16 protein-coding genes and 1 pseudogene are annotated in these 17,953 nt (G+C 70.7%); 7 read left to right on the forward strand and 10 right to left on the reverse strand.

Features of this window, described 5'->3' with window-relative positions; translation table 11 throughout:
- Positions 1–104 precede the first annotated feature (104 nt).
- The 3 genes from G6048_RS00925 to G6048_RS00935 all read right to left on the reverse strand — a co-directional run bounded on the left by G6048_RS00925 (position 105) and on the right by G6048_RS00935 (position 2,054).
- The gene (locus G6048_RS00925) at positions 105–515 is read right to left on the reverse strand and encodes a hypothetical protein (protein WP_165337457.1); all 411 of its coding nucleotides are present in this window, start codon (positions 513–515) and stop codon (positions 105–107) included.
- A gap of 236 nt (positions 516–751) precedes the next feature.
- The gene (locus tag G6048_RS00930; protein ID WP_165337458.1) at positions 752–1,330 is read right to left on the reverse strand and encodes a GNAT family N-acetyltransferase; all 579 of its coding nucleotides are present in this window, start codon (positions 1,328–1,330) and stop codon (positions 752–754) included.
- Positions 1,331–1,496: 166 nt separating this feature from the next.
- Positions 1,497–2,054, reverse strand: a complete 558-nt coding sequence (locus G6048_RS00935) for a TetR/AcrR family transcriptional regulator (protein WP_165337459.1) — start codon at positions 2,052–2,054, stop codon at positions 1,497–1,499.
- Between the two features lie 92 nt (positions 2,055–2,146).
- Here G6048_RS00935 and G6048_RS00940 point away from each other — a divergent pair, with 92 nt between their 5' ends.
- Positions 2,147–3,304 carry an FAD-dependent monooxygenase gene (locus G6048_RS00940; protein ID WP_165337460.1) on the forward strand — a complete coding sequence of 386 codons (1,158 nt, stop codon included), beginning with the start codon at positions 2,147–2,149 and terminating at the stop codon, positions 3,302–3,304.
- A 28-nt stretch (positions 3,305–3,332) separates the two neighbouring features.
- Here G6048_RS00940 and G6048_RS51725 read toward each other — a convergent pair.
- Both G6048_RS51725 and G6048_RS00950 read right to left on the reverse strand, forming a co-directional pair.
- Positions 3,333–3,425: pseudogene (locus G6048_RS51725) on the reverse strand (RidA family protein); the annotation flags it as partial.
- A gap of 118 nt (positions 3,426–3,543) precedes the next feature.
- A complete protein-coding gene (locus tag G6048_RS00950) occupies positions 3,544–4,443 on the reverse strand; it encodes a LysR family transcriptional regulator (protein WP_165337461.1) in 900 nt (299 codons plus the stop codon).
- Positions 4,444–4,534: 91 nt separating this feature from the next.
- On the opposite strand from G6048_RS00950, the gene G6048_RS00955 reads away from it, so the two are divergent.
- Positions 4,535–5,362, forward strand: a complete 828-nt coding sequence (locus tag G6048_RS00955) for an oxidoreductase (RefSeq protein WP_165337462.1) — start codon at positions 4,535–4,537, stop codon at positions 5,360–5,362.
- Positions 5,363–5,374: 12 nt separating this feature from the next.
- Here G6048_RS00955 and G6048_RS00960 read toward each other — a convergent pair whose 3' ends face one another.
- Positions 5,375–5,782 carry a RidA family protein gene (locus G6048_RS00960; RefSeq protein ID WP_165337514.1) on the reverse strand — a complete coding sequence of 136 codons (408 nt, stop codon included), beginning with the start codon at positions 5,780–5,782 and terminating at the stop codon, positions 5,375–5,377.
- A 119-nt stretch (positions 5,783–5,901) separates the two neighbouring features.
- On the opposite strand from G6048_RS00960, the gene G6048_RS00965 reads away from it, so the two are divergent.
- Entirely contained in the window at positions 5,902–6,282 is a 381-nt protein-coding gene (locus tag G6048_RS00965) for a winged helix-turn-helix transcriptional regulator (protein WP_165337463.1), read from the forward strand.
- Between the two features lie 35 nt (positions 6,283–6,317).
- Here the strand turns inward: G6048_RS00965 and mmuM are convergent, their stop codons facing one another.
- On the reverse strand, positions 6,318–7,253 hold the full coding sequence (mmuM, locus tag G6048_RS00970) for a homocysteine S-methyltransferase (RefSeq protein WP_165337464.1): 936 nt from the start codon (positions 7,251–7,253) through the stop codon (positions 6,318–6,320).
- A 126-nt stretch (positions 7,254–7,379) separates the two neighbouring features.
- Between mmuM and G6048_RS00975 the strand changes: the two genes are divergently transcribed.
- Positions 7,380–8,756 carry an amino acid permease gene (locus G6048_RS00975; RefSeq protein ID WP_165337465.1) on the forward strand — a complete coding sequence of 459 codons (1,377 nt, stop codon included), beginning with the start codon at positions 7,380–7,382 and terminating at the stop codon, positions 8,754–8,756.
- Between the two features lie 96 nt (positions 8,757–8,852).
- Positions 8,853–11,996, forward strand: a complete 3,144-nt coding sequence (locus G6048_RS00980) for an ATP-binding protein (RefSeq protein ID WP_165337466.1) — start codon at positions 8,853–8,855, stop codon at positions 11,994–11,996.
- Positions 11,997–12,058: 62 nt separating this feature from the next.
- On the opposite strand, the gene G6048_RS00985 is transcribed toward G6048_RS00980, so the two are convergent.
- The 3 genes from G6048_RS00985 to thrS form a co-directional block, all read right to left on the reverse strand.
- Positions 12,059–12,850, reverse strand: a complete 792-nt coding sequence (locus G6048_RS00985; RefSeq protein ID WP_165337467.1) for an ABC transporter permease — start codon at positions 12,848–12,850, stop codon at positions 12,059–12,061.
- On the reverse strand, positions 12,847–13,818 hold the full coding sequence (locus tag G6048_RS00990) for an ATP-binding cassette domain-containing protein (protein ID WP_165337468.1): 972 nt from the start codon (positions 13,816–13,818) through the stop codon (positions 12,847–12,849). The genes G6048_RS00985 and G6048_RS00990 overlap by 4 nt, the downstream gene beginning before the upstream one ends.
- A 153-nt stretch (positions 13,819–13,971) precedes the next feature.
- The gene (thrS, locus tag G6048_RS00995) at positions 13,972–15,240 is read right to left on the reverse strand and encodes a threonine--tRNA ligase (protein ID WP_408056106.1); all 1,269 of its coding nucleotides are present in this window, start codon (positions 15,238–15,240) and stop codon (positions 13,972–13,974) included.
- Positions 15,241–15,480: 240 nt separating this feature from the next.
- Between thrS and G6048_RS01000 the strand changes: the two genes are divergently transcribed.
- Together G6048_RS01000 and G6048_RS01005 are read left to right on the forward strand one after the other, a co-directional pair.
- Positions 15,481–16,614, forward strand: coding sequence for a protein kinase family protein (locus tag G6048_RS01000; RefSeq protein ID WP_165337470.1), 1,134 nt, complete (start codon positions 15,481–15,483; stop codon positions 16,612–16,614).
- Positions 16,615–16,886: 272 nt separating this feature from the next.
- Positions 16,887–17,939, forward strand: coding sequence for a LacI family DNA-binding transcriptional regulator (locus G6048_RS01005; protein WP_165337471.1), 1,053 nt, complete (start codon positions 16,887–16,889; stop codon positions 17,937–17,939).
- Positions 17,940–17,953: the final 14 nt, after the last annotated feature.

Raw genomic sequence — 17,953 nt, forward strand, 5'->3', positions numbered from 1 at the left:
TGGTCGATCTGGGTGCGAAAGGGGGGCATGTCGCCTTGAAAGGCGCTGCCCGAGTCGCCGGACCCTCGGGGCCGGCAACTCGTGATGCGGCTTCGTCAGTTACGTCAGCAGCTGGAGGCGGTGTCGATGCGGATCCCGGTCACCGTGAAGGCACTACTGAAGTACTGGAAGTGGTTCGGAGGCAGGCACTTGTAGGACGTCGCACCGGTGCTATTGCGGATGTAGCGCAGGTAGACCCGGTCGTCGTTGCGCGTGTTGGTGACGTGGTCGGCGCCTCGGCTCCGGGAGCCGAGATCCTGGTAGGAGGTGGTGACGTCCTGGTACGCGGCCGTGGGGTCTTTGTCGCCCCAGTCGCTGGAGGTCAGATAGAAGCAGACGCGCGGCCAGTCGCACCCTCTGTAGGAATCAGCCGAAGCGGTGGGCGCCATGGCCAACGTGGTGGTGGCGAGGGCAGCGGCCGCCGTCCCCACGACGGCCATGCGCTTGGTCGTCGTGCAGTTCACTCGTACACGCACAAGGAATCAGCTCCCCGTTTCGCCCTGGTGGGTACATGCCCGGTCAGACACACCTGACTGTCGCCTGAACACAGGTGCCACGGGTACCTGAAACAGTTCAGGTTGCGCGTCACACCGATAATCGGCTAGCGGCCCGCTGCGACCAACCTGCGACCAACCAGAACGATCCGCTGGACGGACCGAGAACGACAACAGGCCGTGCCGGTGAACTCCGCAGCCAGATCGAGGACTTAACGTCACACTTCGCGGGCTGGAATCGGCACAGCCGACGGCCGCCACTCCCGCCTGAGCAACCCGAACACCCACGAGTCGGATACCTCGCCGTTCACCACGCAGTCTTCCCGCAACGTCCCCTCACGCATGAATCCGATTTTCTCCAGGACCCGGGCAGATGCCACGTTGCGCGTATCGGTCTCGGCCTGTACTCGATTCAGGTCCAGTGTGTCGAATGCCCACTGCAGCAAGGCGTGTGCGGCCTCCGTCGCATAGCCGTGGCCCCACATCGCCTCGTCGAGGACATAGCCCAACGACGCGCTGCGGTAGTCCGGGTTCCATCCGGTCAGACCGCACCAGCCGACGAAGGCCCCATCAGAAGCACGGTCGATGGCCACCCTCGCCCCGGTGCCTTCGTCCGCCATCTTCCGGCACATCGCGATGAAGCGCTCGGCGCGGGCCCGTTCGTTCCACGGCGGGGAGTCCCAGTAGCGCATCACGGAGGTGCTGCTGTGCAGCGCGAAGAGGGGGTCCGCGTCGGCGTCGGTGAAGGCGCGCAGTCGCAGGCGAGCGGTGTCCAATATGGGGGTGGCCAACGTCATGCGGGCCATCTTGTGTCCTCACGGGGCGGGCAGAAAACCGAATATCCGATCCCGGTCCGGCCCTCACGACCAAGGCACCGCCTACCAGCAGATCGTGCATGCGACGACCCGGGGGACCAACGAGCATCTGCCCGTTCGGGCCCGCCCGGTGTCGGCAATGTGTGGGCTATCGCAGGGCCGCCGCCACCAGCCCACGGATCTCCCGGGACGACACCCTTCCCCCGTTGACCAGGCGGTCGAAGACCAGCCCGTCCACGCAGGTCAGCAGCGTGACAGTACGGTCCTCGGCGTCCGTGACGCCGTGTTCGGCCAGGAAGTCGTGTACGACTTGGCGCCCCGCGTTCTCGCGCGGCACGAGGATCTCCCTCAGCTGGGGCTTGTGCACGCTCTCGAGGGCGCACGCGTAACGCGCGAGGGAGCGCCGACGGCCGTCTCCCGTGAGCCGGTGCTCGATGAAGACGGCGATCCCGGCTGCCAGTTCCTCGGCATCCCGCGGCACGGGTGTCTGCTCTCCGATCGCCTGGAGTTCCGCCTGGTCGAGGGCGACCAGGCGCCGGACCAGTGCAGTGAGTAGCGCTTGGCGGGTGCGGTAGTAGGCGGATGTGGTGCCGGGGGGCAGGTTCGCCGCCCGGTCCACAGCGCGATGGGTCAGCCCTCGGATTCCGGTCTCGGCGAGCACGTCGATGGCCGCGTCGGCGAGGACGGTACGTCGGTCTATGGGCATCCCTCTTTTCTACACCTGTAGTGGAGCGGGTTACTCTCTCCTTCTACACCTGTAGAAGGATTACGGCGGGGCGAGGGAGGGCGGGCGGCGGCATGAGCGGCAGCGCAGTGGTGGTGGGTGGAGGCATCGGCGGGCTGGCCGCCGCGATCGGTCTGCGCCTGATCGGCTGGGAGGTGACGGTTGTCGAACGCGCCCCCGTCCTGGCCGATGGGGGTGCAGGCATCTCCCTGCACGCCAACGGCATCCGCGCCCTGGACTTCCTCGGTGTCGGCGAGGAGGTGCGCGCGGCTGCGCGGCCGCAGTACACCGGGGGCACGCGTGTCCCCGGCGGTGGCTGGCTGGCCCGGATGGACGGGACCGCTCTCCAGCGCGAGCTGGGAACGCCGATCGTCGGTATCCCCCGGGCCGTGCTGCACCACCTGCTGCGCACGGCGCTGCCGTCCGAGTGCCTGATGGCCGGGGCCGAGGTGACGTCCGTCGACCGCATCGACCCGAACCGGATGCGGATACCGCTCGAGGACGCCGTCCTGGAGGCGGACCTGGTCGTGGCCGCCGACGGAGTGGGCAGCCGGCTGCGCGCCCAGCTGTTCCCACAGCACCCTGGCCCGGCCTACAGCGGGTCAACCGTATTGCGCGCCATCACCGAGCGACCGGTCGAGTTGGACACCGACTTCGAACTGACCTGGGGCAAGGGCGCCGAGTTCGGCCACATCGCTTTCGCCGACGGCCGGGCCGAGTGGCACGCGGTACTCAACTCGCCACCCGGGGTGCGACATAAGGACGCCCTTGGCGCGATGCGCCGCCGCTTCGGCGACTGGCACCACCCGATCCCCACCCTGCTGGACGCGACCCGGCCCGATGACGTCCTGCACCACGACATCCACGAACTGGCGGCCCCCTTGCCCGCCTACACCGCGGACCGGATCGTTCTACTCGGTGACGCGGCCCACGCCATGACGCCGAACCTCGGCCAAGGCGCCTGCCAGGCGCTGGAGGACGCGGCCGTGCTGGCCGCCGCACTCGCCACCGAGCCCACCGTCGAATCGGCGCTGGCCCGTTACGACACCGAGCGCCGCCCACGCAGCCAGTCCATCGCCCGCGCCGCCCGCCAGGCCGGCCGGATGGGCCACCAACTGACGCACCCCCTGGCCGTCGCCGCACGCAACACCGCCCTCCGGCTGGCCCCCTCCCGCGCGACCGTCCACACCATCCTGCGGCACGCCAACTGGACACCGCCTGGCCTGGGCTGACGGCCCCAGGCCCACTCCAGGAGGGGCTTCAGGCGATGACCGCGGTGGCTTCGACCTCCACCAGATGCCCGGGAACGTCCAGTGCCGCAACGCCGATCAGTGTGCTCCGTACCGCTCGCGTGGTGGGTGGCCGCGGCTGTTCCGGGAGGCCTCGCGGCGCTGATGGTGCCGGTGAGCAGGCGGAGGAGGCGTACGGGGAGGAGGGGTGGACGACATGCGGCGAGAGCCATCGTGGATGTTCAGCGGGTGAGGCTCGACACTCTCCGGGCCGCCCGCAGATAGTCGAGTACCAGTGGGCGGTGGTCGTCGGTGCGGGCGGCGAGGGCGAGTCTGCTGGGTGACAGGCCGTGGACCGGGCGGGTGACGACTCCGCCCAGGCTGATCAGGGGCGCGTTCCCAGCCGCGACCAGGCAGACGCCCCGGCCGTCCACCAGTGCCTCGTACGTCTCGTCCGTGCTCGCGATCTCGGCTCCGATACGCGGCGGCCCGCCGGGCCGTTCGTCGAAGGCGAGCCAGTACTCGCGCAGCACACCGGCGCTCTTGGGCAGGGCGAGGAACGGTTCGTCCAGCAGATCGGCGAAGTCGACGGACTCGCGCGCCGCGAAGGGGTGCGTCTGGGGCAGGGCCACCAGGCGCGGCTCCTCGGCGACCACGACGTACGTATAACGGTCGAGGTCGGGGACCGGCAGCCATACGTACGCCACGTCGACCGAGCCGTCCGCGAGCCCGGCTGTCGGGTCCTCCCAGCCGATCTGTCGTAGCCGCACGGTGGCTTCCGGGCGCGCCTCGGTGAACCGGGAGCGGATCGCCGGGAGCAGGCCGCCCCGCGCGGGGCTGGTGCTCATGCCCACGACGAGGACGGCGGCCTGCTCGGCTTTGGCCCGCTCCATCGCGTCCCGGGCCTCTTCCCAGTCGGCGAGGACGCGACGGGCGTACGGCAACAGCGCCGCGCCCACCGGTGTCAGCCGTACTCCTTGCCTGTCCCGCTCGAACAGCGGCGCTCCCAACTGCCGCTCCAGCGCCCTGACTTGCTTACTCAGGGCGGGCTGCGAGACATACAGCCGCTCGGCAGCGCGCGTGAAGTGCAACTCCTCGGCGACCGCGACGAAGTACCTCAGATCCCTGCCGTGCACGTCCATAACCAACGGTTATCACGACAGGTCTTGGACGGGCGACCGGGTGTACGGACAGGCTTGTCGGCACAGGGATTTGACGAGCGAGGAGTCTGAGATGAGCAAGGTATGGCTGGTGACCGGGGCGAACAGCGGCTTCGGGCGGGCGATCACCGAGGCGGCGGTCGCGGCGGGCGATGTCGTGGTGGCGACGGCGCGCCGTCCGGCCACGCTGGACGACCTGGTCGCGGCGCACCCCGACCAGGTGGAGGCGGTGGCCCTGGACGTGACCGACTCAGCGCGGATCGAGACGACCGTGCGGGACGTGGTGGAACGGCACGGGCGGATCGACGTGCTGGTCAACAACGCGGGCCGCAGCCACGTCGGCGCCTTCGAAGAGACCACGGACACCGAGCTGCGGGACCTCTTCGACGTGCACGTCTTCGGACCCGCCGCCCTGGTCCGCGCCGTGCTGCCGCACATGCGCGACCGCCGCTCCGGGGCGATCGTGCAGCTGAGCAGCATGGGCGGTCAGATGTCGTTCGCCGGATTCTCCGCGTACAGCGGGACGAAGTTCGCGCTTGAGGGCATGTCGGAGGCGCTGGCGGACGAGGTGCGGCCGTACGGCATCAAGGTGCTGATCGTCGAACCGGGTGCCTTCCGTACGGGTCTGTTCGGCAACATCAGCACGAGTGCGGAACTCGACGCGTACGCCGAGACGGTGGGGCCGACACGGCGGATGGTCGCCTCCGGTGACGGCAGCCAGCCCGGTGATCCGGCGAAGGCGGCGGCTGCGATCCTGGCCGCGCTGAACGCCGAGCAGACTCCGCTACGACTTCCCCTGGGCGACGACGCCGTGGATGCGGTGGTCGGGCATCTCGATGGGGTACGGGGGGAGATCGCGGCGTGGGAGAAGGTGACTCGGGCTACGGCGTTCAGCGAGTGAGGTTTGACGGCTTCAGTCGATGACCGCGGTGGCCTCCAACTCGACCAGATGCTCCGGTACGTCCAGTGCCGCGACGCCGATCAGCGTGGCCGGCGCCATCGGTGTGACGCCGAGCTTTGCCGAGGCCCGGTCGATTCCCTCCAGTAGCACGGGCATCTTGTCGGGGGTCCAGTCGACGACGTAGACGGTCAGCTTCGCGACGTCGGCGAAGGTCGCGCCGGCCTCGGTCAGGGCGGTGCCGACGTTGAGATAGGCCCGCTCGACCTGAGCGGCGAGGTCGCCTTCGCCGACCGCGACCCCGTCGGCATCCCAGGCGACCTGCCCGGCGATGTAGACCAGCTTCGAGCCGGTCGCGATCGACACCTGTCGGTAGACCGGGATCTCCGGAAGTCCGCTGGGGTTGAGCAGATTGATGGCCATGGTGTCAGCCTCCATGTCGTGAAAGTCCGAGAGCTCGTGCTCTCTTGTGGTTACTCAGGAACTGTAAGAGAGTGAGCGCTGACATGGAAGAACGCACTTTTCAGTGACTGGGGCACCAAATGGAGACCAAGCAGTTCACGGGCTCACCCGAGGACGCGGACCTGATGCGCGCGGACTCTCTGGCGCGGGAGATCTTCTCGGACGTCGCCAACAAGTGGGCGTTGCTGATCATCGAGTTCCTCGGTGACCGCACCCTGCGCTTCAGCGAGCTGCGGAACGAGGTCGAGGGCATCAGCCACAAGATGCTCACCCAGAACCTGCGCATGCTGGAGCGCAATGGTCTGGTCGAGCGGTGCGTGCATCCGACCGTGCCGCCACGGGTCGAGTACACGCTCACCGAGGCAGGCCAGGGCCTGCGAGCGACGATCGACGGAATGTGCGCCTGGACCCGCAACTACCTCGCCCATATCGAGGCCTCCCGCCGCCGCTTCGACGCCTGAGGGTCACAGGCGCTCATGCCGACCAGCTCCGCTCCTCAACCCGCCCTGAGCGCCCCCGCGATCGACGAGATCGCCTCCGGCCCCACCCGGCAGCACCCGCCGATGAGCCGGGCACCGGCCTCCTCCCAGCCGCGCACCTCCTCGGTCGCGAAGGTGGAGCGGCCCGCCCAGGCGCGGGCCTCCGCGTTCCAGGTCTCGCCGCTGTTGGGGTAGACGACGACCGGCTTGCCGGTGACACGGGCGGCGGTCTCGATCGCGCCGTCCACGCCCTCGGGGGCGCAGCAGTTCACGCCGACCGCGATCACCTCGTCCACGTCGGCGGCCAGGGCGAACGCCTCCTCAAGCGGCTGCCCGGCGCGGGTGCGGTCGCCGGCCACGCTGTACGTCAGCCAGGCCGGCACCCCCAGGCCGCGCACCGCGCGCAGCAGCGCCTCGGCCTCGTCGGCGTCCGGGACCGTCTCCAGGGCCAGGACGTCCGGCCCGACGTATGCCAGTGCCTCCATGCGGGGCCGGTGGAAGGCTTCCAGTTCGGCCACGCTCAGCCCGTACCGGCCGCGGTACTCGGAACCGTCCGCGAGCATCGCGCCGTACGGCCCGACCGAGGCCGCCACGTACAGCGGCCGCGTGACGCCCTTCGCGCGCGCCTCCTGGGTTGCGTCCAGGGCCAACTCGACGCTCAGGGACATGAGTTCGGTCGCCCGCTCCCGCTTGATCCCGCGCTTTCCGAAGCCCTCGAAGGTGGCCTGATAGCTGGAGGTGATCGCGACGTTCGCACCCGCCTCGAAGTACGCGAGGTGCGCCTCGGTGATCGCCTCGGGCCGCTCCGCGAGCAGCCGCGCCGACCAGAGTTCGTCGCTCAGATCGTGCCCGGCGGACTCCAGCTGGTTGGACATGCCGCCGTCGAGCACGAGCGTCCCCGCGGCGAGGGCGTCGGCGAGGAGAGGAGCGGAGGAGAGGGTGTCGCTGGTCATGTCACGACGCTAACCGAAGAGGGCACAAACCCCCCTGTGTGTCCAGTACATGAACAGATCGACCACGATGTGGGATCGCGGGTTACGATCACGGCCTTCCCTCGCCCTTCTCCCCGTGGACGCCCCATGCCTGCCACAGACACCACCGACGCCGCCGAGCCCGTACCCCCGTCGCCGACCGACGAGCCCCCGGCGTCCATACGCCCCAAGGGCTTCGGTCTCGCCGCCGCCACCGCTCTCGTCATGGGCAACATCATCGGCGGCGGCATCTTCGCCCTGCCCGCCACCGTCGCCCCGTACGGCACGGTCAGCCTGCTCGCCTTCCTCGTCCTGTCCGTGGGCGCGGTGTTGCTCGCGCTGCTCTTCGGGAAGCTCGCGCGCCGCAGCCCCGTCACCGGCGGGCTGTACGTGTACCCGCGCGACGCGTTCGGCGAGTTCGCCGGCTTCCTGTCGGCCTGGTCGTACTGGACGATGACCTGGGTCAGCATCGCCGCACTCGCCGTCGCGACCGTCGGATACGCCGACGTGCTGCTGCCGCTCGGCGACAACAAGGTGCTGCAGGCGGCGGTGGCGCTGGCCGCGCTGTGGCTGCCGGCCGCCGCGAACTTCGCCGGCACCCGCTGGGTCGGCGGCGTGCAGATCGTCTCGACGATCCTGAAGTTCGTGCCGCTGCTCCTCGTCGCCACCGTCGGCCTCTTCTTCGTGGACACCGACAACTTCGGCCCGTTCAACGCCTCCGGCGAGAGCGTGCCCGGCGCTCTCGCCGCCTCCGCCGCGCTGCTCCTCTACAGCTTCCTCGGTGTCGAGTCGGCCGCGATGAGCGCGGGCGAGGTCCGCGACCCGGAGCGCACGGTGGGCCGCGCGAGTGTCCTGGGCACGCTCGGCTCCGCGCTCGTCTATCTGCTCGGCATGGTCGCGGTCTTCGGCCTCGTACCGCACGGTGAACTCGCCGAGTCCGGGGCGCCGTTCGCCGACGCCGTCGACGCGATGGCCGGCGGCCACTGGGGCGGCACGCTCATCGCCGCGGTCGCCGTCGCCTCGATGGTCGGCTGCCTCAACGGCTGGATCCTGATGAGCGCCCAGATGCCGTACGCCGCCGCCCGCGACGGCCTCTTCCCCGCGCCCTTCGCCCGCGTCGGCAAGGGCGGTGTCCCCGGCTTCGGCGTGCTGGCCTGCGCGGTCCTCGGCACGCTGCTGATCGCCCTCAACTACACGGCCGGGCCGGACACCACGTTCCGCGTCCTCGTCCTCATCACCACGTTCACCGGCTGCGTGCCGTATCTGCTGTCTGCCGCGGCGCAGTTGTACTGGCTCGCGCAGGGCACCCGCGAGCGGGTACGTCCCGCGGGGCTGGCCCGCGACCTGATCGTGGCGGTCCTGTCCTTCGCCTTCTCGTTCTGGCTGATCGCGGGGGCGGGGTATGCGGCGGTCTACCAGGGGGTGTTGTTCCTGTTCGCGGGAATTCCGGTGTACGTGTGGATGCGAGGGCGCTCGGCTGAGTGAGGCGGGTTCGAGGCTGCGAGTTCGTCGAGTCTCAGAGACCGGCCTCCCGAGGGGCGAACGCGGCTGCGGTGGCCGGGCCTTGGCTAATCTGCATGAGTGACCACCGACCTGACCCTTCTGCCGCGCGTCGCCTATCGCGGGCAGGAGGTCACCGCGCCCCGGCTCCGTGGTCTACTCGCGCTGCTGGCGGGCGACTTGCGTACCGGCTGCAGCATCGAGCGGCTGGTGGACGGGCTGTGGCTGCCGGACGAGTTGCCGGAGCGGCCGGGGAAGGCGCTGCAGGTTCTTGTGTCCAGGGCGCGGGTGCTGCTGGGCGCCGATGCCGTCGTCAGCACGCCGACCGGGTATCGGCTCGCTCTCGCCGAGGACCAGGTCGACAGTTCCGCCCTGGTACTGCACGCCGCCGCCAGCGCGGACCGGGCCAGGGCAGGGGACCACGCGGGATCGCTGGCCGCGGCCCAGGCCGGGCTCGCGCTATGGGAGGGCACCCCTGATGGGAGCGGCGACGCCGACGATCCCGTGGCCGCGTTACGTGCCGAGCGCGCCCCCGTCCACAGCACCCTCGTACGCGCGCGGGCGCTCGCGCTCGCCCGCCTCGGCCGGCACGCGGAGGCAGCAGGGCCGCTTGCCGTGGCCGCCTCGGAGTATCCGCACGACGAGGAGGTGCTCGCCGAGCTGCTGCGCGCCGAGGCGGCGACGGCGGGCCCGTCCGCGGCGCTGACGCGATACGAGGCGTACCGGCGTGAGCTGCGCGAGACGCTCGGCACGGATCCGGGAGCTCAACTCAAGGCCGTACAACAGGAGTTGCTGCGGGGCGAGGCGCCCACGGTCCGGCATGGCGTGCCACACGAGCCGAACCCGCTGCTGGGAAGGGACGAGGACATCGCGGCGGTGCGGCGGCTGCTGGGCGCCTCCCGGGCCGTCACCGTCGTCGGCCCGGGCGGGCTCGGCAAGACCCGGCTCGCGCACGCCGTGAGCCGCCGGGCCGAGCAGCGCGTGGTGTATTTCGTGCCGCTCGCCGGCGTCACCGCGGACGAGGACGTGGCCGCGGAGGTGGCCTCCGCGCTCGGTGCGGGCGAGGGGCGGCCCGGCGGCATGGGCGGACCCACCTCGGCCGACCCGGTGTCCGGCATCCTCGGCGTGCTCGGCTCCGGACCCGCGCTGCTGGTGCTGGACAACTGCGAGCAGGTCGTCAGGGGCGCCGCCGATCTCGTACGGGCCCTGGTCTCGTCCTCGAAGGACCTACGCGTGCTCGGCACCAGCCGGGCCGCGCTGGGCCTGACATCGGAGGCCGTGTACGCGCTGCCGGAACTCCAACTCGCCACCTCCGTCGAGCTGTTCACGCAGCGGGCCCGGGCCGCCCGGCCCGGCGTGGAGCTGCCGCCGGACTCGGTGGCCGCGTTGTGCCGCCACCTCGACGGGCTGCCGCTCGCCGTGGAGCTGGCCGCGGCGCGGGTGCGGGTGCTGTCGGTGCCGGAGATCGCGCGCCGCCTCGGCGACCGCTTCGCGCTGCTGCGCGGTGGGGCGCGGGACGTGCCGGAGCGCCACCGCACGCTGCACGCGGTCGTGGACTGGAGCTGGAACCTGCTGGAGGAGGACGCCAGGGCGGCCATGCGCACGCTGTCCGTCTTCCCCGGCGGCTTCACCGGTGAGGCGGCGGAGCAGGTGCTGGGCGAGGACGCGCTGTTCCTGCTCGAGCAGTTGGCCGATCAGTCTCTGCTCACCGTCGCCGACACGCCGACCGGGGTGCGGTTCCGGATGCTGGAGACCGTACGGGAGTTCAGCGCGGCCCGGCGTACGGAGGCGGGCGAGGACGAGGCGGCCGTCGGCCGGTTCCTCGCCTGGGCGCGGGACTTCGGGGTCGCGTACCACGACTGGTTCTTCGGCTCGCATCAGCTGGCCACCTCAGAGCGGATCAGGTCCGAGCAGGACAACCTCGTACTGGCCCTGCGGCACGCCCTGGCCCGTACGGACGGCCCCACCATCGCCGCCCTCACAGCCGTCCTCACCGCCCTGTGGTCGACCGGCTCCGACTACGCCCGCCTCGCCAACCTCGCCGCGGACACCGGTCCGCCGCTGTCGCACTACTACCCGGAGCCCGAGTACGTCGAAGTCGCCCGTGCCGCCGCGGTGATGTGCGCGGCGAGCCTGTTCATGGGCTACGGCCCGGTCGCCGTACGCCAGCTCGTCACCCTCCGGCGGCTGCCCCCGGCCCCGCCGGACACGCTGTTGCGCGCCACCGCGGTGGTGCTCAGCGCGGTCCCCGAGATGGTGCCTCCCGACTACGAAGTGCTGCGGAAGCTCTGCGACAGCGAGCAGCCGCTGCTCGCCGGCGTCGCCGAGTGCGTCGCCACCTACGTCTGGGAGTACGAGCACGACGTCGACCGCGCACTCGCCTCGGCGCGCCGGATCATCGTCGCACTGGCGCCGGTCGACAACCCGTTCCTGCAGGTCATGGGCCACGCCCGGCTGGGCGAGCTGTGCTTGAAGACGGAGCAGGGCGAGGCCGCGTACGAGCACCTCAAGGCGGTACTCGAGGCGCTGCCGCAGCTCGGCGGCGAGCAGGACTTCATCGGCGTCCGCTGGGGCCTCGCCCTCGCCTGCCTGCAGCGCGGCGACCCCGACGAGGCCGAGTACTGGCTGCGGCAGGCGGAGGACGCCAACTCCCTGCAGAACGACGACTTCTCCGACCTCGGCGGCCGTGCCGAGATCGCGCTCGCCCGCGGACTGACGGAGGTCGGGCTCGGCTTGTGGCGCAGCGCCGCGGAGCAGATAGCCGCGTTCGGCTCGATGCACAGCGGCGACCCCTTCCTCGACCGGTGGGCGCTGCAGATCCAGTCGACGGCGGTGACGGCGCACGCGCACGCCGGCCGCCTCGAGCTGGTCGCGGAGCCGGTCGACCGGCTGCGGCAGGGACTGCGGACCCTGCTCTCCGGTCCGTCCGGCTCACCCATGGATCTCCATCTGTTCGGGACGGTGCTCCACGCGCTCGGCATGGCAGGGCTCACCTCCGGCGACACCGGTGCCGTACGGATGATCGCGCTGGCCGAACGGCTGCGGGTGCTGCGCGAGTTCCAGCCGACGATGTCGGCGGACCGTGCCCGGAAGGCGGTCCGGGCCGCCGGGAACGCTGCCGGGGCGGCATACGCCGACGCGGTGTCGGAGTACGCCGCCCTGGGGCGGGACGAGCTGCGGGAGGCGGCCCACGCTGTCATGGCGGTGAGTTCGGGTCGCGATTGAACAACGCCGTTGTCGCGATGGCGAGTTCGGATCGCGGCTGAACAACGCCGTTGCCATGGCGGCTACTTCGGGTCGCGGTTGAACAGTGCCGTCGACCAGCGGTAGCCAAGCGCGGTCAGGCCGACGCACCAGGCGATCGCGATCCACCCGTTGTTGCCGATCTCGGTGCCGAGCAGCAGGCCGCGCAAGGTCTCGATGGCCGGAGTGAACGGCTGGTATTCGGCGATCGGCTGGAACCAGCCCGGGATCGCGTCGATGGGGACGAAGGCGCTCGAGATGAGCGGCAGCAGGATCAGCGGGTATGTCATGTTGCTGGCCGCCTCGGGGTTCGGGCTGGCCATGCCCATCCCGACCGCGATCCAGGTGAGCGCCAGGGTGAACAGCGCGATCAGTCCGAACGCCGCCAGCCACTCCAGGGCCGTGGCGTCCGTGGACCGGAAGCCCATGGCCACGGCGACGGCGCCGACCAGGACCAGGCTGGCGAGCACCTGCAGCACGCTGCCGACGACGTGCCCGACGAGCAGCGAGCCGCGGTAGAGGGCCATCGTGCGGAAGCGGGCGATGAGGCCTTCGGTCATGTCCATGGAGACGGAGATCGCGGCTCCGATCACGGTGGAGCCGACGGTCATCAGCAGGAGGCCAGGGACGATGTAGGAGATGTAGTCGGAGCGGTCCGCGCCGCCGCCACCGATGCCCGCGCTCATCGCGTCGCCGAAGATGTAGACGAAGAGCAGCAGCAGCATGATCGGCGTGAGCAGCAGGTTCAGGGTCATGGACGGGTAGCGCCGCACGTGCAGGAGGTTGCGGCGCAGCATCGTGTTCGAGTTGCGTACGGCTACGGAGAGGGTGCTCATCGGACAGACTCCTTGGGCTGGTTGGGGACCTTGGTGCCGCCGGTGAGGGCGAAGAACACGTCGTCGAGGTCGGGGGTGTGCACGGTCAGTTCGTCGGCCTCGATGCCGGCCGAGTCCAGCCAGTCGAGGATGGAGCGCAGCTCGCGCTGGCTGCCGTCGGAGGGGATCTGCAGGGCCAGCGCCTCGTCGTCCCGGGTGGCCTCGCGCAGGGTGCGGGCGGCGGACTGGTAGGCGGCCGGGTCGGTGAAGCGGAGCCGGACGTGCCCGCCGGGGATGAGCCGCTTCAGCTCGTCGGCGCTGCCTTCGGCGGCGATCTTCCCGTCGTTCAGTACCGCGATGCGGTCGGCGAGTTCGTCGGCTTCCTCCAGGTACTGGGTGGTGAGGAAGACGGTGGTCCCGTCGGAGACCAGCTCGCGGATGATGCCCCACATGTTGTGGCGGCTGCGCGGGTCGAGGCCTGTGGTCGGCTCGTCGAGGAAGATGATCCGCGGATTGCCGACCAGGGTCATGGCGAGGTCGAGGCGGCGTTTCATGCCGCCGGAGTAGGTGGAGACGGGCTTCTTCGCGGCCTCGGTGAGGTCGAACCGCTCAAGGAGTTCGGACGCGGCACGGCGACCCTCGCTGCGGGGCAGCAGGTGCAGGTCGGCCATGAGGAGCATGTTCTCCTCGCCGGTGATCAGGCCGTCTACGGCGGAGAACTGCCCGGTGACACCGATCGCGGCCCGCACCGCCTGCGGGTCGAGGGCCAGGTCGTGGCCGCCGACCCGCAGATCACCGGCGTCGGCGGTGATGAGCGTGGAGAGGATCTTGACGGCGGTGGTCTTGCCTGCACCGTTCGGACCGAGCAGCGAGAAGACGGTGCCGGCCGGGACGGCCAGGTCGATGCCGTCGAGGACCGTCTTGTCCCCGTACGCCTTGCGCAGCCCCTTGGCCGCGATGGCGAGTGAGTGCGATGTCGTTGTCGTCATGCCGCAGAGCTTGCGGGAGGGCGCATTCAGGGCGCTTTCACGATGGTTTCAGCGCCCTGAAACCGAGGCTTGCGTCGGATGGTTGTGGTGCGCCGACCGTCCGAGAGGAGTTCGCGCCGGGGCCCTTCGGGCCGGCCCGCCCCGGATACGGCCTCAGCGGGGTGCTCCCTCCCACAGGTCGGTGCGGTGGCCGCTCACCAGGGCGGCGATCCGGCCGAGGACGTCCTCGACGGGCAGCGGATCGAGCCGGCGACCGTCCCGCAGACGCACGGCGACCAGATCATCGGCCGCCTCCTTGGCACCGATCACCGCCTGGTACGGCACGAGGCGGGCCTCCCGGATACGGGCGCCCAGGCTGCCGCGTTCGGGTTCGGCGATCTCGGCCCGCAGTCCGTGGCGAGCGCAACTCCCCGCGAACTGGGCGGCGTTCGGCAGCTCGGCGGCGGAAATGGGAAGAATCACCACCTGGGTCGGCGCGAGCCAGGCCGGGAAGGCGCCACCGTGCTCCTCGATGAGGTGCGCGACGGCCCGCTCGACACTGCCGATGATGCTCCGGTGGACCATGACGGGCCGGTGCTTCGCGCCGTCCGCGCCGATGTAGTGCAGACCGAACCGCTCCGGCTGGTGGAAGTCGACCTGGACGGTGGACAGGGTGGACTCCCGGCCCGCGCTGTCGACGACCTGGACGTCGATCTTCGGCCCGTAGAACGCGGCTTCGCCCTCGGCAGCCTCGTACGGCAGACCTGACCGCTCCAGCACCTCGGTGAGGAGGGCGGTGGACCGCTGCCACAACTCTGGGGCGGCGACGTACTTCCCGCCGGAGCCGGGGAGGGAAAGCCGGTAGCGCGCCGGGCTGATACCGAGCGCCGCATAGGCCCGGCGGATCATCTCCAGGGCGGCCTGCGCCTCCTCCGCCACCTGATCCAGGGTGCAGAAGATGTGCGCGTCGTTGAGCTGGATGGCCCGTACGCGGGTCAGCCCGCCCAGTACGCCCGACAGCTCGGAGCGGTACATGCCGCCCAACTCCGCCATGCGCAGCGGCAGTTCACGATAGCTGTGCGAACGCGAGCGATAGATGACCGCGTGATGGGGACACAGGCTGGGCCGCAGCACGACCTGCTCCCCGCCCAGGTCCATCGGCGGGAACATGTCGTCGCTGTAGTGCGACCAGTGCCCCGAGATCTCGTACAGCTCCCGCTTGCCGAGCACCGGCGAGTACACATGCCGGTACCCCGCCTCTCGCTCGGCGGTACGGATGTACTCCTCCAGGGCGTGCCGTACGACCGCGCCGTCGGGCAACCAGTACGGCAGCCCCGCCCCGATCAGCGGGTCGGTGTCGAACAGGCCGAGCTCACGGCCGAGTTTGCGGTGGTCGTTCATGGCGGTCTCCTCGCGGACGGCTCCGAGCGAGTAACCGCACAAGCCGAAGCCCCGGGGCACTCGCCCCGGGGCTTCGGACTCGGACATCGGTCAGCGCGCCGGGACACTCTCCGGCGTCGTCGTCATGTGGGCGCGCTTCATGGCGGGGACGGTAGCAGCGGAGTGGGCGCGCCCGCCCGGATTTTTCTGGCCGCCGGTGCACTGCCGCTGGGCCGGGCGGGCGCGCCCCGTCTCAACCCACGCGCACTCGCCCCAAATCACCCCGGACCTTAAGATCGCCGCATGCCCGGACCCCCCAGCGCCCTCTCCCCCCAGCTCGCCGACGAAGTCCGGGAGATATTTCAAGTCCCACCCATTGCTGCGGAGTTCGAGCCCCTCACCCACAACCCGAAGAACGGCGTCACCGCAGGCGTATGGCGCGTCAGCGTCGGCGACCGGTCGGCCGTGCTGAAGGTGCTGACCCGGGGCAAGGACACCACCGAGACCTGGGCGTCCTCGGATGACCCGCGGCACTGGAACTTCTGGCGGCGCGAGGCGTACGTGTACGAGGAGGGCGTCGCCCGGGTCTGGGAGCCGTGGGGCATCACCGCGCCCGAGCTGCTCGCCTCCGTCGAACGCCCCGACGGCGACGTGGCGTTGTGGCTGGAGGACGTGCGCGGCGAACCGGCCACGGGCTGGTCCACAGCCGCCCACGCCGGGCACGCCCGCCGCCTGGGCGCGGCCCACGGCCGGGCACTCGCGGAGCGGGCCGAACCGCTCGACCACCCCTGGCTCAGCCGCCGCTTCCTCCGCGACTACACCGCCGCCCAGACGACCGGCCGGGACCTGCTCGACGACGACACCGCCTGGCAACAGCCGCTCGTACGCGACCACTTCCCCGAAGGCCTCCGCGAGGACATGGTGCGGCTGCGCCACGAACGCGAATGGTTCCTGAGCGTCATGGAGTCACTGCCGCGCGTCTTCAGCCACCTCGACCAGTGGCCGGCCAACCTCACTTCGCCACACCCGGGCCAAAGCGTGCTGTTCGACTGGGCGTTCGCGGGCGACGGTGCCCTCGGCGAGGACATCGGCAACTACATCCCCGACACGATCTTCGACGGGTTCCTGCCCGCCGCCCGGCTGCCCGAGCTGGCGACCGCCGCGTACGAGGGCTACGTACGAGGCCTGCGCGACAGCGGCTGGCAGGGCGACGTACGGCTCGTCCGGCTCGGAATGTGCGCCTCCGCGGTGAAGTACGACTGGCTCACCGCCCTGATGCTGTCCCTTGCGGGCGACGCCCAGCAGCTCGACTACGGCGGCAGGCGCACCGTGGAGGCCGAGCACCGCTACCGCGAGCGCGGCGTGGTGCTGGGTTTCCTGGCGGACTGGGCCCGGGAGGCGCGCGTGCTGGCGACCGAACTCGGCTTCCCTCACTGAACCGGACCACTGAACCGGGATCGCTGATCCGGGATCGCCGAGTCCAGAAGCCGCCCACTGAGTCCAGAAGCCCCCGCCTCCACCTGCTGTTCGACATTTCGAAAGTTTCGGCTTACGGGACTTCCGTAGAAACCCGCCCCCTTCCCCGTACACTCCCTGCGGCCGTAACATAGGAAGCGCTTTCTAACCGGTCGACACCCTCCCGCGTGCCAGACCGTGGTGACACGAAACTTTCGCCGGCCCTCGGGACGGGGCGGAGAGGTGGGGCTTCCATGGTGCGTACCGGGAGCGAGGCCGGCCCGACGCTGGCGGTCGTGGCCCGCGAGGCCGGGGTGTCCGTGCCGACGGCGTCGAAGGTGGTCAACGGCCGGGAGGACGTGGCGCCGGAGACCCGCCGCCGGGTCACCGAGGCGCTCGACCGGCTGGGCTACGTACGCCGACCGCGGTTCGCCGCCGCGAAGTCACCGGGCTTGGTCGATCTGGTCGTGCACTCGCTGGACTCCTCCTGGTCGGGTGCCGTGCTGCACGGCGTGGAGGAGGCCGCGCACGATGCGGGCCTGGAGGTGGTCGTCTCGGCCGGCCTGACCCGGACGCGCGGTGGCCGTCCCGAACGCGGCTGGCTGGACAAGCTGTCCACGCGCGGCTCCGCCGGGGTGCTGTTCAACCTGGCGGAGATCACCCCGTCCCAGTACGCCTGGCTGGACCAGCACCGCATCCCGTTCGTCCTGATCGACCCGGTGGTCGATCCGCCGCCCGGCGTCGTCTCGGTGGGCGCCGCCAACTGGCAGGGCGGTGTGACGGCCACCGAGCATCTGCTCTCGCTCGGCCACGAACGGATCGCGGTCATCGCCGGCTCCCGGCGCAAGATGTGCAGCAGCGCCCGCGTGGCCGGTTACCGCTCGGCGCTCGCGGCGGCCGGTGTCCGGCACCGGCCCGAGTACCTCCGTTACGGCAGCTTCAACGAGGTCGGCGCCCACCGCCGCATGCTGGAACTCCTCGACCTGCCCGAACCGCCCACGGCCGTCTTCGTCTGCTCGGACAAGATGGCCCTCGGCTGCTACCAGGCCCTGGCCGAACGGAAGTTGACCGTCCCCGACGACATGAGCATCGTCGGCTTCGACGACCTGCCCGAGGCCCAGTGGGCCACTCCCCCGCTGACCACGGTCCGCCAGCCCTTGTCGGAGATGGCCGCGACCGCGCTGCGCTTGCTGGTGCGGATGATGGCGGGCGAACGGCCGGAGGGGACACGGACGGAGCTGTCCACACGGCTGGTGATTCGGGAGAGTGCGGGGCCGGCGCCGGGGGCCGTCGGAACCTGTAGCTGATGCCGCATACGCGA

The organism is Streptomyces ureilyticus (genome assembly GCF_011045025.1).
Taxonomy (GTDB): Bacteria; Actinomycetota; Actinomycetes; order Streptomycetales; family Streptomycetaceae; genus Streptomyces; species Streptomyces ureilyticus.

Excerpts from the sequence above, each read along its gene's own strand:
- G6048_RS00930 (WP_165337458.1), bottom strand. The coding sequence starts at position 1,330 with ATGACGTTGGCCACCCCCATATTGGACACCGCTCGCCTGCGACTGCGC.
- G6048_RS00935 (WP_165337459.1), bottom strand. The coding sequence starts at position 2,054 with ATGCCCATAGACCGACGTACCGTCCTCGCCGACGCGGCCATCGACGTG.
- G6048_RS00940 (WP_165337460.1), top strand. The coding sequence starts at position 2,147 with ATGAGCGGCAGCGCAGTGGTGGTGGGTGGAGGCATCGGCGGGCTGGCC.
- G6048_RS00950 (WP_165337461.1), bottom strand. The coding sequence starts at position 4,443 with ATGGACGTGCACGGCAGGGATCTGAGGTACTTCGTCGCGGTCGCCGAG.
- G6048_RS00955 (WP_165337462.1), top strand. The coding sequence starts at position 4,535 with ATGAGCAAGGTATGGCTGGTGACCGGGGCGAACAGCGGCTTCGGGCGG.
- G6048_RS00960 (WP_165337514.1), bottom strand. The coding sequence starts at position 5,782 with ATGGCCATCAATCTGCTCAACCCCAGCGGACTTCCGGAGATCCCGGTC.
- G6048_RS00965 (WP_165337463.1), top strand. The coding sequence starts at position 5,902 with ATGGAGACCAAGCAGTTCACGGGCTCACCCGAGGACGCGGACCTGATG.
- mmuM (WP_165337464.1), bottom strand. The coding sequence starts at position 7,253 with ATGACCAGCGACACCCTCTCCTCCGCTCCTCTCCTCGCCGACGCCCTC.
- G6048_RS00975 (WP_165337465.1), top strand. The coding sequence starts at position 7,380 with ATGCCTGCCACAGACACCACCGACGCCGCCGAGCCCGTACCCCCGTCG.
- G6048_RS00985 (WP_165337467.1), bottom strand. The coding sequence starts at position 12,850 with ATGAGCACCCTCTCCGTAGCCGTACGCAACTCGAACACGATGCTGCGC.
- G6048_RS00990 (WP_165337468.1), bottom strand. The coding sequence starts at position 13,818 with ATGACGACAACGACATCGCACTCACTCGCCATCGCGGCCAAGGGGCTG.
- G6048_RS01000 (WP_165337470.1), top strand. The coding sequence starts at position 15,481 with ATGCCCGGACCCCCCAGCGCCCTCTCCCCCCAGCTCGCCGACGAAGTC.
- G6048_RS01005 (WP_165337471.1), top strand. The coding sequence starts at position 16,887 with ATGGTGCGTACCGGGAGCGAGGCCGGCCCGACGCTGGCGGTCGTGGCC.